Here is a 13763-nt window from a genome sequence, read left to right on the forward strand (position 1 = left end):
CGGATCAATACCGGTTGCGGTTCCCCGATCGCGCCGTGGTCAGCGCCTCATCGAGCACTTCGATCACCATCCCGGCCTGGTCCGCCGACAGGACCAGCGGCGGCCGGATCTTGAGCACATTGTGCCCCATCGCGCACGCACTCAGCAAGACGCCCTTGTCGCGCATCCGGTTGACCACCCGCGTGGTGAGTTCGCGGTCGGGCGTGCGCGCCGCGCGGTCCGACACGAGTTCCACGCCGACGAACATGCCCACGCCGCGTACGTCGCCGATGGCCTCGTGCCGGTTGGCGAGATCGGCGATGCCGTCGCGCAGGATCTTGCCCACGCTGGCGGCATGCCGCACCAGGCCTTCGCGTTCGATGGTGTCCAGCACCGCCAGCGCCGCCGCGCACGACACCGTGTTGCCGGCGAACGTGTTGAAGTAGCGTGAGTTCTTCCCGAACTCCGCCAGCGCATCGGCGGTGGCCAGCAGGCCCGCGACGGGCTGCCCATTGCCCATCGGCTTGCCGAGGGTGACGACGTCGGGGATGACGCCGTGCCGCTGGAAGCCCCACATATGCTCGCCCGTCCGCCCGAACCCGGGCTGGACCTCGTCCGCGATGAACAGGCCGCCGGCCCGCTTGATCGCATCGACCGCGCCCTTCAGGAAGCCCGCCGGCTCGGGCAGGATGCCGTCGCTGGTGAACACGGAATCGACGATCAGTGCCGCCGGCTGGATGCCGTGCCGCCGCAGGTCGGCGATCGCCGCCTCGACGTCGCGCGTGAAGCGTTCGGCGAGGTCGGCCCCGTCGGCGTGATACAGGCGCGGCGCGGGGACGAGGCGGACGTGGGCGCCGAGATCGACCGTCGCGCCGAGCGAGGGCGAGAACTGCGACACGGCGTCGGTGAAACCGTGATACGCGGTTTCGGTCACGATCACGCCCTTGCCGCCGGTGCGGACCTGGGCGATGCGATACGCGAGGTCGTTCGCCTCGCTGCCCGTGCAGGTCAGCATCAGGTGGGCGAGTTCGGTCTCGGGCACGGTCGCGAGCAGGCGCTCGGCCAGTTCGAGGATCGTGTCGTGCAGGTAGCGGGTATTGGTGGCGAGCGTCCGCGCCTGCGCGCAGATCGCCTCGGTCACCGCCGGGTGGCAATGCCCGAGCGACGCCACGTTGTTGTAGACGTCGAGATAGCGGCGGCCGTCCGGATCGATCAGCCACACGCCTTCGCCGCGCACGATGTGCAGCGGATGTTCGTACATCAGCCGATAGGCCGGGCCGAGCAGCGCATCGCGCCGCGCGATCATCGCYGCGGTGAGAGGGCCCACATCGGCGCGTCCCGGAATATAGGCGTTCACCATGTTGAGGTCAGTGGTTGTCATTGTTTTTTTCCTTTTCGTATTTCGGTCAGCAGGCGGTCGCGCGCCTCGTTGCGGGACAGGTCGGCCATCTGGGACAGCGCTTCCCACGCGGCCGGATTGTGGCGCATGATGTAGGCCCGGTTCTCCGGGTAGCGCGCGGCGCGCCATTCCGAGATCAGTGCCGTGATGAGGTGGCGCGTCGCCATCAGGTCGGCCACGATCTCCTGCTCGGCGTCCACGAGAGGCAAGGTCGCGTGATAGGCMCCGACGAACTGCGCCGCCCCTTCGAACGGATCGGCGTTGCCGGTCATGTGGAAGGCCGCCGCGGTGGCGACCTCGCCGACCAGCGGCGCCTGCAGCATGTCGCCGAAGTCGATGATGCCGACGATGCGTTCGTGATCGTCGGGCGCGACCAGCACGTTGTACAGGTGGTAGTCGTTGTGGATCACCTGCGACCGCACGGCGGCCAGGCGCGGCAGGACGTGGTCGGTGAAACGCCGCATGAATGCCGCGGCGAGCGCACGCCGCGGGGCGTCCACGACGGCGTCGAGCTTGTCCGCCAGGCGGTGCGCCGTCGACACGTTCCACAGCAGGTCGTGGCCGGCCGCCGGATGCGCGCAGCCCTGCAGCGCCAGGTCCAGCTGTGCGAGCACGGTCCCCATGGCCCGGCGCTGCGCCGCCGTGCGGGGTGTTTCCCGGATCTGCACGCCGTCGAGATAAGTCAGCATCCGCACGGTGCTCCGGCGCCCGTCGGGCAACGCCACCGTATCGCGCGGCCATCCGCCCAGCGTACGCACGACCCGGGGCACCGGCAGGCCGGGCGCCGCGCGGGCGACGTGGTCGAGTGCGGCGATCTGGAAATCGACGACCGGCACCGGTTCGGACGGATTGCCGATCTTGACGACATACTGAGAGCCGTCCGCGGTCTCGATCCGGCAATTCTGGTCGCGCTCGCCCGCCAGCGGGGTGACGCTACCATGGATGGCGTAGAGGCGAGCGACCAGGGCCGTCACCTCGTCCAGGGACAGGCTGGGGGCCGCCGTGCTCAACGCCGCCGCCGCGATCGGGCGATCGTCCAGCATCATGCGACCCGTTTCAGCGTGTCGGCCTGGGGCGGGAATTCGATCCCCAGCAGGCCGGGAAGCTGGCGGATGTCCGTCAGCCTGTCGACGCCATAGCCGTCGCACACCGGTTCGTGACCGCGATCGATGAACGCGCCGGCCATGAAGCCCAGGTCGCGCGCCGTCATGTGGTCGTAGCGGAAGCTCGACGACACGTGCATCATCTCCTCCGGTCCGCAGCCGAGCTGGTCGAACATGTACTCGAACATCTGCGCCCGCGGCTTGTAGGCGCGGGCTTCCTCGGCGGTGTACACGGCGTGGAACGGCGCCTTCAGGTGGGCGACGCTGTGCGGGATCAGGTCGACCATCGAGTTCGACAGGATCACGAGCGGGACATGCGGCGCGATCGCCTGCAGCGTCTCGACCACGTTCGGGTGGGGCTGAAAGGTCGGAACGGCATCGTACAGCGCGGCCGCGTCGGACGGACGGTATTCGACGCCGTGCGCCTTGCACGCCCGCTGGATCGAATTGGCGACGACGTCGAAGAACGGTTTCCATTCGCCCAGGACTTCATCGAGGCGGTAGAAGCGGAAGCTGTCCAGGAACGCCGGCATACGGTCGGCCGGGACGCGATCCGCGAACAGCCGTTTCGCAGTCGGCCCCATTTCGAAGTTGATGAGCGTGCCGTAGCAATCGAAGCTGATGAATTTCGGTTTGTATGTCATGGTTCATCTCCTGCAGTGGTTGACGGGTGGATGAACACAAGTGTAGGGAAACCGGCGCTACGGAAATGCCATATTGCCGCGGGGGCCAGGCAGTTTCCTTTTCAATCCGGCGGGTTCCCGGCATTTTCTGTGGCGCCCGTTACGACGACAAAACGGCCGCGCATGGCGGCCGTTTTCAGGGACGATGGAGCGGTTCAGAGCTGGCGCGCTTCGAACGTATTGCACTGCTCGACGGAGCCCGTCTGCAGGCCGCGCGTGAACCAGCGCACGCGCTGGGCCGAGGTGCCGTGCGTGAACGAGTCCGGCACGACGACGCCGCGCGACTGGCGCTGCAGCGCGTCGTCGCCGATGGCGCTCGCGGCGTTCAGCGCGGATTCGACGTCGCCCTGCTCGATGATCTGCTTGGCCTGGTTCGCGTGATAAGCCCACACGCCGGCGAAGCAGTCGGCCTGCAGTTCCAGCCGCACGGACGCGGCATTGGCCTGCGCCTCGGACAGGTGCTGGCGCGCGCTGTCGACCTTGCCCGAGATGCCCAGCAGGTTCTGCACGTGGTGGCCGACCTCGTGCGCAATGACGTAGGCCTGCGTGAATTCGCCGCCCACGTGGAAGCGCTGCTGCATCATGCGGAAGAACGTCAGGTCGATGTAGACCTTGCGGTCGGCCGGACAATAGAACGGCCCGACTGCCGCCTGGCCCGTGCCGCAGCCGCCGGTCGGCGTGCGGCCGTCGTACAGCACGAGGTGCGGCGGCGAATACGTGGCGCCGTTGGCGCGGAAGATCTGGCTCCAGGTGTCTTCCGTATAGCCGAGGACGGTGCGCACGAACTGCGTCTCGCGGTCGTTCGCGGGCGGATGCGACGGCACCTGCTGGACCTGCGCCGGCGAACCGCCGCCCGACAGCAGGTTCAGTATCGTCGACGGCGACACGCCGAAGAACCATGAACCGAGCAGCGCGACGACGATCGTGCCGATGCCCACCGTCCCGCCGCCGAATCCAAAACCGCCGCCGCCGCCCGCACCGCGGCGGTCCTCGACGTTGTCGCTCTGCCTGTCGCCTTCCCAACGCATGATGATTCTCCCTGGCGCCGCCGAACGGGCGCGTCCTCGTGTTACCGTTCTGTACCGGACACCGTCAGTGGCTGCCGGAGCGCCTGGTGTTGGCCGCCCCGTTTTTTTCGCGCGCATCCTTCAGGCGGAACTCGTCGTCCACCGCCAGCCCGGCGCGCTGCTCGTCGTGCAGCTCACGCTCATGGCGCTCGCGTGCGACTTCGCGCTCCAGGCGCCTGTTCAATGACACGTCCGGCGTCGTCGTCTTCATGATCGTCCTCGTCCTTGGGCCACGTTTCACGCTGACCCGGAATGCATTTTAGGCACGGCACACGGCCGCGTCTGTTCGAACTTTCACATAATTCGCATGATGCCACGGGCAGACCCATCCTGCATGACAGCCTGTCCATGTGTGTGCGCCCGCGTACGGAAGGGCGGAAGGGCATCGGGCATGCTCCGCGCATGACCTCGACAGCCCCCTCCTTCGCCGACCATGACAGCCTGGTCGCGCTCGGCCGCAGTCTACAGGCCGCCGGCTACCGTTTCGTGACCGTCACGCCGGCCACGCACCGGCGCGTCAACGAGCGCGCAGAAAACGCCTGGGCGCGCGACCTGCGGGGCGTGCTCGGCTGGAGCCGGCCGTTTCGATCCGGCGTGCTGCCCGAGACGATAGCCGGCCAGTTGCACGCGGCCGGGCTCGCCCAGCCGGTCGATGCGGACGGCCGTGACGCTGCCGAGGGGACGCCTCCCGCCGGCTGGCGCGCGCGCGTGCGTGCCTCGACCGTCGGCAACCGCATCTACCTGCACTCGGCCTGGCCCACGCGCGACGCCGCCGCCGTGTTCTTCGGCCCCGACACCTATCGCTACGTGGCCAACGCGGGGGACGTGCTCGATTCGATCGGCGGCCTGCACCGCGCCGTGCGGCGCGCGGTGGACATCGGCGCCGGCGCCGGACCGGGCGCGATCGAACTCGCGCTGCGCCGGCCCGACGCGACCGTCTACGCCACCGACATCAACCCGGCCGCGCTGGCGCTGGCGGAGGTCAACGCGAGCCTGAACGACGCCGACAACGTCGTGCCCTGCCACAGCGACCTGYTGGACGGCATCGAGGGCGGGTTCGACCTCGTCATGGCCAACCCGCCGTATATCCTCGATCCGGACGAGCTGACGTACCGCCACGGCGGCGGCGCGCACGGCGCCGAACTGTCGATCCGCATCGTGCACGCGGCGCTCGACCGAATGCTCCCGGGCGGCAGCCTGCTGCTGTACACGGGCGCGGCCATCGTCGACGGCGCCGACCCGTTCCTGGCCGCGATCCGCGACCGCCTCGACGCGGACACGGACGGCTGGCGCTACGAGGAACTCGATCCGGACATTTTCGGCAGCCAGCTGGGCTGCGCCGGCTACGAGCAGGTGGAACGCATCGCGGCCGTGTGGCTGCATGCCGTCAAGCGGGGATGAGCGGGGCTGGAGCAACCGGGGTTTTCGAGGCGGCTTGCGGTTGGTAAAATGTATTTGCATACATTAACCTTCCATCTCCTTCCATGCGACTTCATTTCCTCGCCCTGGCCACGATGCTGGCCTGGACCCACACGGCCAGTGCACTCGACAATTCCGCCTCCGTCAAGGTAACGCCATTACTGAAAACCTCCACCAGCTGGGACGGCAAGCCGCTGGTCTATCCGCAGGGGCCGGCCGAGGTCACCGCGCTGATCATCGAGGTCGCGGCGGGCGGGCAGACCGGCTGGCACGAGCATTCCGTGCCCTCGTTCGCCTATATACTGGAAGGCACGCTGGAAGTCACCCAGGGCAACGGCGCGACCCGTCTGCTGCACGCGGGCGACACCCTCTCGGAAGTCGTGCAGACGCTGCACAACGGCCGCGCCCTGAGCGACAAGCCGGTCAAGCTGTTCGTGCTCTACACGGGCACCGTGAACCAGCCCCTCACCTTCGCCCATCCCGAATTCACGCCCTCGCCAGTCCAGGCCAAATAAGCGCACGACGGGCGTTCAGAGCGTCACGAGACCGTTCTTCATGGCCATCGCCGCCGCGTGCCCGCGCGTGGAGACGTTCAGCTTGGCCATGAAGTTGCGCACGTGAACCTTCACGGTCCAGGGGCTGATGCCGAGGATGGAGCCGATCGCCTCGTTGGTCTTGCCGACGCAGACCAGCTGCAGGACTTCGCGCTCGCGGCAAGACAATTCGACGTCCTGCCCGCGGCTCTTGAGCCGGTAGTGGGCGCGCAGCGCCGCGTGCAGGTGCGGCATGACGAGCTGCAACATGCGCCGGCGCTCCACGCCACCGTCCGGCACGCCCGCGAAGCAGAAATAACTCGTGGCGGCGCCATGCAGGTCCTTGATGCCGTGCGCAATCAGGTTGCGCAGGCCGTGCCGCCGGAACGTGTCCAGCCAGCAGGCGTCCCCATCCTCGACGAAGTCATTGCACAGGCTCTCGTCGAAATACACGGGCACATCGCTCATCAGCCAGCGGCGGATCACGGGACTGGCGATGCGGCCGCGCAGGTCGACGACGTCGGTGACGAACGCCGTCGGGAAACCGGCATTGACGACGTCCAGCACGGCCACCGGCGCGACGGTCGCGATGCCGCACACGAACCGTTCATGCGGCAGCACTGCCTGCAGCAGCGGATAGACGTCGTCCATGAAGCCGGCGCGCGTTGCTATGCCCTGGCAGGCGGCGAACAGCGCCATGACGGCCTCGGGCCGGGAACGGTGGTCGATGGATGGTTTCATGGTGTTTGCACGGTTTGCTTCGGGAGCCGCAAGAATGCGCCATCGGCCGCCGTTGCGCACGCCTCACCGATGGGGGGAAATTCGCGTCTCCCGGCCAACGCGTCAGCGCACGAGGTGGGCCAGCTTGTCGGGGCGTGCCGCCCAGTCTGCGGCGTCCGGCAGCGCCGGCTTGCGCTGGGTAATGGGCGGCCAGCAACGCGCCAGCTCCTCGTTCAGCSCGAGCCAGTGGAGCTGCTCGTGCGCCAGATCCCCCTCCGCCACGATGGCCGCGACGGGACACTCCACCTCGCACAGCCCGCAATCGACGCAGCGCTCGGGATCGATCGCGAGGAAGTTGACGCCCTCGTGGAAGCAGTCGACCGGACACACCTGGATGCAGTCCGTGTGCCTGCAGCCGATGCAGGCTTCGGTCACGACATAGGTCACGCTGCCCCCTCAGGCGGTCAGGCCGCCGTCGATGACGAAGGTCTGGCCCGTGATGTATGCACTGTCGCTCGATGCAAGATAAGTGGCGAGCGAGGCCACCTCGCTCACGGTGCCGAAGCGGCGCAGCGGGATGCCGGCGCCCAGCGCCTTCAGCTTCGGCTCGGGGATCGTGTCCGTCATCTCGGTCGCGATGAAGCCGGGCGCGATCGCGTTCACGCGCACATTGAAGCGCGCCAGCTCCAGCGCGAGCGAGCGCGTCATGCCGATCATCGCCGCCTTCGTGGCCGAGTAATTCGTCTGCCCGATGTTGCCCTTGAAGCCGGACACGGACGACATCTGCAGGATCACGCCGTCGCCCTGCTCCACCATCGCGTGCACGAAGGCGCGCGTGACGTAGAACGCGGCGTTCAGGTTGGCGTTAACGACGTCCGTCCACTGTTGCCCGCTCATGCGCATCAGGACCCCGTCGCGCGTGATGCCGACGTTGTTGATGACGGCATGCGGCGCGCCGCGCTCCACGAGCAGGTGGCGCGCCAGCGCGTTGACGGCCTGCTCGTCCGCGCTGTCGCAGCAATGGCCGGCCGCGTATGCGCCCGCGGCCTTCATCTCGTGCACGAGCTGGGCCGCCGCGTCATGCGAGCGCTGGTACGTGAACACGACGTCGTAGCCGGCCGCGCAAAAGGCCACGACGAGGCCGCGGCCGATGCCGCGCGTGCCGCCCGTGACGAGTACCCATTTTCTCTCTACTGCGTTCGTTTCCATGAATGATGACCTTTGTCGAGTGTTGATTGAAGGGACGCGCCGTCGAAGAAGGCGAGGACGGCCGCGCGGTACGCGCCGGGATGCGCCTTGCGCACTTCCAGGTGGCCGCAGCCCGGATACACGCGCACGCTGGCGGCACCGCACGCCTGGCGCACGCCGTCGACCTCGGCGGCCGTGATGAACGGATCGTCCGCACCGAACAGGAACAGGCGCGGCAGGTCGTCCGGCAGCGGCAGCGAGCGGAAGATGGCGCGCGTGCCCGTCGCGTCGGCCCAGCGGCTGGTGCCCAGCCAGCGCATGGCGGTGCCCGTCGCGCCGTGGCCGAAGAAGCGTGCGACCGCGGCCGGCACGCTGTCGAACAGCACCGAAGCGAACTTTGTACCGCCCGTCGCGATGGCGTGGAGCGCGTGGAACGCGCCGAACGACGTCCCCAGCAGGTGCACGGGCAGGTCCGGATAGCGCTGGCTGGCCCATTCGCCCAGCGCGACCACGTCCTCGGCGAACGACAGGCCACCGATCGTGCTGCGGCCGAATCCCTTGAAGTCGAAGGCGACGACGTGGTAGCCCGCGTCCGCCAGCCAGTCGTGATAGCCGTTCCTGAAAAAATAATGCATGCCGTACTTGAGGAACGGATGGCACAGCAGCACGACGCCGTGCGCCGGTTCGACCCGGCTGGTACACACGGCGCCCACGAGCCAGCTGCCGTCCGCGCCCGTGTGCACGAACGGTTGCAAACCTGCGGTATCGCCGCCGCGCCAGCCGAACACGGGCCGGAACAGGGTCCGCATGAGCAGGCCGCCGCAGGCGCGCGCAAGGACGCGCCGCGCGCCCGTCCCGCGCGGCATCGCGTCCATGGCGCCGATCGCATCCACTGTCACGCCGCCCATTGCTTCGCCTTCATCTCGGCATACCCGAACGCGGCCTCGTAGCTGGGGCCGGCGACCCAGGCGCTGAGAAAATGGACACCCGCGATCGGGAACCCGTGGTGGAACACGTGGCCGGACAGGTCCGTGCCCACCATCGCGCCGTAACCCGCGCCGTCGGTGTTGTTCGTGAAGCGTTCGTACGTGCGCGGCGTCGCAACTTCCGTGTACACGACGTGGCCGCGGAGTCCCGGCTTCGCGGCGTACAGGCGCTCCAGCAACGTCTCTCTCGCCCGCACCTTCTTGAACTTGTACGCGACCGACCTGCGCTCGGGCCAGTGAGCAATGGTGTCGAGCACGTTGAGGCAGACGATGCGACCGCCGGCCGGATCGAGCGCGTGATAGTTCGTGACTTCCATCACGCCGTCGCTCCAGTAGGCCTGTTCGCACGTGTCGTCATCCACGGCCCCTGCCCGCGCCGCGAGGCTCGCGTCCGTGCCGCATGCGACGATCATCGTTTCCGTGCTGGCGAGCCCCAGCTCGGCCGGTGCCACGTCCGTCGTCAGGTACACGGTCGTCGTCGACCGCGACGGGGTCAGGCGCTCCAGCTTGCGCCGCACGGGGTCCAGGCCCGGCTGGTCGTCGAACAGCGTGCGCAGCGCGTAGTGCGGGGCCGCGTTGAGATACACCCGGTCCGCGTAGTACTCGCCCTTGGCCGTGGCGACGCCGCGCACGCGGCCATTGTCGTCGCTGAGGATCCTGCGCACGGTCGTCCCCAGCAGCAGTTCGCCGCCGGCCGCGACGATGCGGTCCGCAAGCACGTCCGACAGGCGCTGCGACGCGCCCTCGACATAGGCATTGCCCTTCGTGAGCGTCGCGTACACGACGTGCAGGAAGTACAGGTAGCCCAGGTCTTCCGGGAAGCCGCCCACGTAGATGCCGGTGGCGGCGAGGATCTCGCGCAGCCATGGATTCCCGACGCGCTCCGCCAGCGCCTGCGCCACCGTCAGGTGCTTCAGGTGGCGGTGCGCGTAGCGCAGCTGCGCGAAGTCCGGCTCGAAGCTGCCGTCCATCATCTGGAACTGGTAGTAGCCATTGCGGCCGTGGATGGCCACCTCCTCGAAGAACCGGTCCAAACCCGCGCGCTCGTGCGGAAAGCGCGCGCACAGGGCCGCGCGGAACGCCTCGACGCCATTGCCGCAGCGGATGCTCCCATCGGGCAGGACGGCCTCGAAGTAATCGGCCGGAATCTTCAAGCGCAGTTCGTCGGCCAGCCCGAGGTCGGCCAGGATACGGCGCAGGTTGCCGCCCTCGCCCATGCCGCTCAGCTTGTGCAGGCTGCAGTCGAATGCGGCATCCGCCTTCGGGCGCTGGAACACGGTTGCATAACCGCCCGGCACGGCGTGCTTGTCGATGACGAGGATGCGCGCGCCTGGATGGCGCCGCACCACCTGCGCCCCGAACGCGAGGCTGGTGATGCCCGCGCCGATGCAGATCGCGTCCCAGTGGCCCGCGCTCATCACATCGCCTCCACCTTGCGCAGCCAGGCAAACAGCGGCGCGAAGCGTTTTTCGTTAAGCAGGCGGCTCGCTTCCGAATTGCGTATGGCATCGATCGCGGCCTGGTCGTCGCAGGCGATCGGGAACGCGAACGACGTGTGTTTCGCGATCTCCGGGTTGTACGTGAACTGCGGGACGAGACGTGCCATCAGAGCGCGCATCATCTGGCGCATCTGCGCCGCCGCATCCGCCGGCGCATGCTCGAAGAACGACTCGCCGACCCAGCGCCCGAACGCGATGTGGCGCGCCTCCTCCATGTGGTGCTCGTAAAACATCCGGCGCGTGAGCGGGTCGACGACGTCGTCCTGCGACACGTACATGGCCGACAGCTCCGCCACCCATTCGAGCAGCAAGGTGGCAATGATGCCCGCCACCGGATGCATCTTCGGCAGCTGGACCGTCAGCATCTCGTGCAGGCCGTCCGGCGGGCCGTACAGCGGCAGCTCCGCCATCTTCATGTAGCGCCTGAACATCAGCGTGTGCACGATCTCTTCCTTCGAGAAGATCATCAGGTATTCGTGCACGTCGGGCGCCAGCGCACCCGGGTGGGCGTTCAGGTAGCCCATGTACAGTGGCGGCAACGTCTGTTCGAGCAGGATGAACATCGACACGTCGCGCGCGTTTTCCAGCCACAGCACTTCATGGCGCTGGGCGTCGGTCAGCGCGTCGAACTGCTGCGTGCCGTGGATCCAGCAATGCTCCATTCGCTTGGGCACGCCCCGGCGGTCGACGCCGAGCTCCCATGGGATCACGCTGTTCAGGTCCATGGGCGCGGCGTGCGACTTCTCGATCAGGCTTTCCACCCCGAGCCGGCCGCGCGGGCTGAGCGGGATGACGGGAGGCTGCCCGGTCATCACGCCACCGCCGGCTGCGGTTGATGCGTCTCGATGTACGCAACCAGGTCGCCCAGGTTCTTCAGCTGGCCGGACGAGAACAGCTCGGGCGTGATCTCGACCTTGTACTTCTTCTTGATGCGCAGCTGRATTTCCACGTAATCCAGGCTGTCCAGCTCCAGTTCCTCGAACGTCAGCGCCGGGACGAGCGCGGACTCGTCGACGTCTTTCAGTTCCACGATGGCATCCTGCAGGAATTCGGCTACATTCATTTCAAACCTCCATTGAGTTGATGATTGATTGGATTGGTGTCGAACCGGGCGACCAGGCCCACTTCGACCAGCATGACGGGACGGCCGTCGCACATGACCGGCAGCGTGACGACGCCGCCGATCTGGTTGCCGCCCGCGAGCAGTTCGGGCGTGAGCAGCGCATGACTGAGCCGGCTCCACGCGCCGGCATCCGCATCCTGGTCGAAGAACGCCGCGTCGAACGTGACCGTATGGCTCGATTGCACGACGATGCGCGATACGGGCGCGCCGCCGGTCAGGCGCATCATGTGCGCGTGCGCCAGCCGTTCGACGACGTGCAGCCGCGTGCGCATGAATTCCGAGAACACGATGGCGTCGAGGGCGATCCAGCGCTCGCTCACCTCCGGGTACGCCTGGCGGAACCGTTCGAGATGGGCACCGTCCAGCGGCCCGGCGCGCGGAACGTCGCCCTGCAGCAGGGACGACGGGTCGTCGACACGGCCATACGTGCCGCGGAAGTGCTCGACCTGGCCGCTCGTGTCGTGCAGGCGGAACGCGAGTCCCGTCCCAGCGGGCTTCGTGTCGAACACGACGCGCTGGCCGTGCGCGATGGGCTTGCGCAGCAGCGTGCGGAACTTCGTCCAGCCGGTGGGCGGCATGGCCTGCGACAACGCCTGCTTCATGGGCAGCATGGCGAGCATGCCGTGCACGATCAGCGCATCGACGCCGGCCGCGCGGGCGTGCGCGAGGTCGAAGTGGATCGGATTGCGGTCGCCGGAAAACTGCGCCCAATGTTCCACCTCGGGCATGTCGAAGCCAAGCAAAAACGGGGCGAACGTCAGCGGGCCGGACGCCGGGGAAGTTTCGTGGCGGTGTCGTGCGGTGTGCATCGCCGCCTCCTCAGGCGCGCTCGACGACGAGGGCGCTGTTCGCGCCGCCGAAGCCGAAGCTGACGTTGAGGGCCGCCTCGATCCCCTGCACCTGGCGGTGGCGGTTCGGCGTGTAATCCAGGTCGCACGCGGGATCGGCCTCGTCCAGGTGAATCGTGGCCGGAATGGTGCCCGTCTCGAGTGCCTTCAGGCAGAAGATCGTCTCCAGCGAACCGGCCGCGCCGATCAGGTGGCCCGTGTACGACTTCGTGCTCGACATCGGGATGCCCGGCGCGGCGTCGCCGAACGCCGACTTGATCGTATCGGTCTCGTTGACGTCGTTGATCGGCGTGGACGTGCCGTGCAGGTTGATGTAGCCGATGCGCCCCGGACCGGCCTGGCCGACGGCCCGCACGATCGCCATGTGACGGGCGCGCAGGTCGTCGGCCGGCGCGGTCATGTCGTAGGCGTCCGAGTAATTGCCGTAACCGGTGATCTCGCCGAGGATCGTGGCCCCCCGCGCCAGCGCATGCTCGCGTTCTTCCAGGCACAGCACGGCCGCGCCCTCGGCCAGCACGAAGCCGCTGCGGCGCGCGCTGAACGGGCAGCAGGCGCGGCGCACATCGTGCTGCTCCTTGCTGAGGGCCTGGATGACGTCGATCGACCAGACGTTGAACACTTCCTTCAGCGATTCGCTGCCGCCGGCCAGCATCACCTTCGCGCGGCCCGACTTGATGACTTCATACGCGTCGCCGATGGCGATGGTGCCCGTCGCGCAGGCGGCCACCGGCGTGTTCTGGTAGCCGCGCAGGTTCCAGTTGAGGGCGACGGCGGCCGTGCCGATGCTGTGCATCGACATCAGCGTCGCGAACGACGACGCCAGGCCACTGTCGCGGTAATCGTTGTTGTTGTCGTTGACGGCATCCATCCCGCCCCAGCCGGTGCCGATGACAGCGCCGATGTCGAACGGCGATTGCAGGTGCCGGTGGATGTCGTCGCTGCCGCCGAACGCCATCGTGAGCGCCTCACGCGATGCGACGAGCGCGTTCTTCGCGAAGGTCGGCAGCATCTTCAGGACGGCCTTCGGGAAGCCGGCGTAGCGCTGGCGCCGGTCTTCCATGAAGCTGAAGAAGCGTGCGTTGATTTTCGGGTCGGGGAATTCGACCATCTTGTAGCCGACGCGATAATTCATGATCGCATCCCAGATTTCCGGCACGTTTTCTCCGAGTGCGGAGATGGCTCCGTATCCGGTGACTACTACGCGTTTGCCCTGCAT

General features: G+C 67.7%; 16 protein-coding genes. 2 read left to right on the forward strand and 14 right to left on the reverse strand.

Going from position 1 to position 13763, the window contains the following annotated elements; genetic code table 11:
- Positions 1-4: 4 nt before the first annotated feature.
- The 5 genes from AC1DYX_RS06620 to AC1DYX_RS06640 form a co-directional block, all read right to left on the reverse strand.
- On the reverse strand, positions 5-1360 hold the full coding sequence (locus AC1DYX_RS06620; RefSeq protein ID WP_477257528.1) for an aspartate aminotransferase family protein: 1356 nt from the start codon (positions 1358-1360) through the stop codon (positions 5-7).
- Positions 1357-2424: a phosphotransferase gene (locus tag AC1DYX_RS06625; protein ID WP_477257530.1), complete on the reverse strand. Its 1068-nt coding sequence runs from the start codon at positions 2422-2424 to the stop codon at positions 1357-1359. The genes AC1DYX_RS06620 and AC1DYX_RS06625 overlap by 4 nt, the downstream gene beginning before the upstream one ends.
- Positions 2421-3125: a haloacid dehalogenase type II gene (locus tag AC1DYX_RS06630; protein WP_477257532.1), complete on the reverse strand. Its 705-nt coding sequence runs from the start codon at positions 3123-3125 to the stop codon at positions 2421-2423. Before AC1DYX_RS06630 ends, AC1DYX_RS06625 begins: the two co-directional genes overlap by 4 nt.
- A gap of 194 nt (positions 3126-3319) precedes the next feature.
- Positions 3320-4192, reverse strand: a complete 873-nt coding sequence (ypfJ, locus tag AC1DYX_RS06635; protein WP_477257534.1) for a KPN_02809 family neutral zinc metallopeptidase — start codon at positions 4190-4192, stop codon at positions 3320-3322.
- Between the two features lie 64 nt (positions 4193-4256).
- Complete coding sequence (locus AC1DYX_RS06640; protein WP_477257536.1) at positions 4257-4442, reverse strand: hypothetical protein; 186 nt, start codon at positions 4440-4442, stop codon at positions 4257-4259.
- Positions 4443-4633: 191 nt separating this feature from the next.
- Here AC1DYX_RS06640 and AC1DYX_RS06645 point away from each other — a divergent pair, with 191 nt between their 5' ends.
- Together AC1DYX_RS06645 and AC1DYX_RS06650 are read left to right on the forward strand one after the other, a co-directional pair.
- Entirely contained in the window at positions 4634-5632 is a 999-nt protein-coding gene (locus AC1DYX_RS06645) for a methyltransferase (RefSeq protein WP_477257538.1), read from the forward strand.
- Between the two features lie 83 nt (positions 5633-5715).
- The gene (locus AC1DYX_RS06650; RefSeq protein WP_477257540.1) at positions 5716-6165 is read left to right on the forward strand and encodes a cupin domain-containing protein; all 450 of its coding nucleotides are present in this window, start codon (positions 5716-5718) and stop codon (positions 6163-6165) included.
- 15 nt (positions 6166-6180) lie between these two features.
- Here the strand turns inward: AC1DYX_RS06650 and AC1DYX_RS06655 are convergent, their stop codons facing one another.
- From AC1DYX_RS06655 to AC1DYX_RS06695, 9 genes are all read right to left on the reverse strand, one after another.
- Complete coding sequence (locus tag AC1DYX_RS06655; RefSeq protein WP_477257541.1) at positions 6181-6924, reverse strand: helix-turn-helix transcriptional regulator; 744 nt, start codon at positions 6922-6924, stop codon at positions 6181-6183.
- A gap of 102 nt (positions 6925-7026) precedes the next feature.
- Positions 7027-7350: a ferredoxin FdxA gene (fdxA, locus tag AC1DYX_RS06660; RefSeq protein WP_477257543.1), complete on the reverse strand. Its 324-nt coding sequence runs from the start codon at positions 7348-7350 to the stop codon at positions 7027-7029.
- 9 nt (positions 7351-7359) lie between these two features.
- Positions 7360-8112 carry a 3-oxoacyl-ACP reductase FabG gene (gene fabG, locus AC1DYX_RS06665; RefSeq protein ID WP_477257545.1) on the reverse strand — a complete coding sequence of 251 codons (753 nt, stop codon included), beginning with the start codon at positions 8110-8112 and terminating at the stop codon, positions 7360-7362.
- A complete protein-coding gene (locus AC1DYX_RS06670) occupies positions 8094-8999 on the reverse strand; it encodes an alpha/beta hydrolase (RefSeq protein ID WP_477257547.1) in 906 nt (301 codons plus the stop codon). The genes fabG and AC1DYX_RS06670 overlap by 19 nt, the downstream gene beginning before the upstream one ends.
- Positions 8987-10495 carry a phytoene desaturase family protein gene (locus AC1DYX_RS06675; protein WP_477257549.1) on the reverse strand — a complete coding sequence of 503 codons (1509 nt, stop codon included), beginning with the start codon at positions 10493-10495 and terminating at the stop codon, positions 8987-8989. Before AC1DYX_RS06675 ends, AC1DYX_RS06670 begins: the two co-directional genes overlap by 13 nt.
- Complete coding sequence (locus AC1DYX_RS06680; protein WP_477257551.1) at positions 10495-11388, reverse strand: diiron oxygenase; 894 nt, start codon at positions 11386-11388, stop codon at positions 10495-10497. Before AC1DYX_RS06680 ends, AC1DYX_RS06675 begins: the two co-directional genes overlap by 1 nt.
- Positions 11388-11639 carry an acyl carrier protein gene (locus AC1DYX_RS06685; RefSeq protein ID WP_477257553.1) on the reverse strand — a complete coding sequence of 84 codons (252 nt, stop codon included), beginning with the start codon at positions 11637-11639 and terminating at the stop codon, positions 11388-11390. Before AC1DYX_RS06685 ends, AC1DYX_RS06680 begins: the two co-directional genes overlap by 1 nt.
- A complete protein-coding gene (locus AC1DYX_RS06690; protein ID WP_477257555.1) occupies positions 11636-12508 on the reverse strand; it encodes a MaoC/PaaZ C-terminal domain-containing protein in 873 nt (290 codons plus the stop codon). The genes AC1DYX_RS06685 and AC1DYX_RS06690 overlap by 4 nt, the downstream gene beginning before the upstream one ends.
- Before the next feature lie 10 nt (positions 12509-12518).
- Positions 12519-13763: beta-ketoacyl-[acyl-carrier-protein] synthase family protein (locus AC1DYX_RS06695; RefSeq protein WP_477257557.1), on the reverse strand; the 1245-nt coding region annotated here is incomplete at its 5' end.

Source organism: Massilia sp. P2_C2 (genome assembly GCF_056404615.1).

Excerpts from the sequence above, each read along its gene's own strand:
- AC1DYX_RS06630 (WP_477257532.1), bottom strand. The coding sequence starts at position 3,125 with ATGACATACAAACCGAAATTCATCAGCTTCGATTGCTACGGCACGCTC.
- ypfJ (WP_477257534.1), bottom strand. The coding sequence starts at position 4,192 with ATGCGTTGGGAAGGCGACAGGCAGAGCGACAACGTCGAGGACCGCCGC.
- AC1DYX_RS06640 (WP_477257536.1), bottom strand. The coding sequence starts at position 4,442 with ATGAAGACGACGACGCCGGACGTGTCATTGAACAGGCGCCTGGAGCGC.
- AC1DYX_RS06650 (WP_477257540.1), top strand. The coding sequence starts at position 5,716 with ATGCGACTTCATTTCCTCGCCCTGGCCACGATGCTGGCCTGGACCCAC.
- AC1DYX_RS06655 (WP_477257541.1), bottom strand. The coding sequence starts at position 6,924 with ATGAAACCATCCATCGACCACCGTTCCCGGCCCGAGGCCGTCATGGCG.
- fabG (WP_477257545.1), bottom strand. The coding sequence starts at position 8,112 with ATGGAAACGAACGCAGTAGAGAGAAAATGGGTACTCGTCACGGGCGGC.
- AC1DYX_RS06670 (WP_477257547.1), bottom strand. The coding sequence starts at position 8,999 with ATGGGCGGCGTGACAGTGGATGCGATCGGCGCCATGGACGCGATGCCG.
- AC1DYX_RS06675 (WP_477257549.1), bottom strand. The coding sequence starts at position 10,495 with ATGAGCGCGGGCCACTGGGACGCGATCTGCATCGGCGCGGGCATCACC.
- AC1DYX_RS06680 (WP_477257551.1), bottom strand. The coding sequence starts at position 11,388 with ATGACCGGGCAGCCTCCCGTCATCCCGCTCAGCCCGCGCGGCCGGCTC.
- AC1DYX_RS06690 (WP_477257555.1), bottom strand. The coding sequence starts at position 12,508 with ATGCACACCGCACGACACCGCCACGAAACTTCCCCGGCGTCCGGCCCG.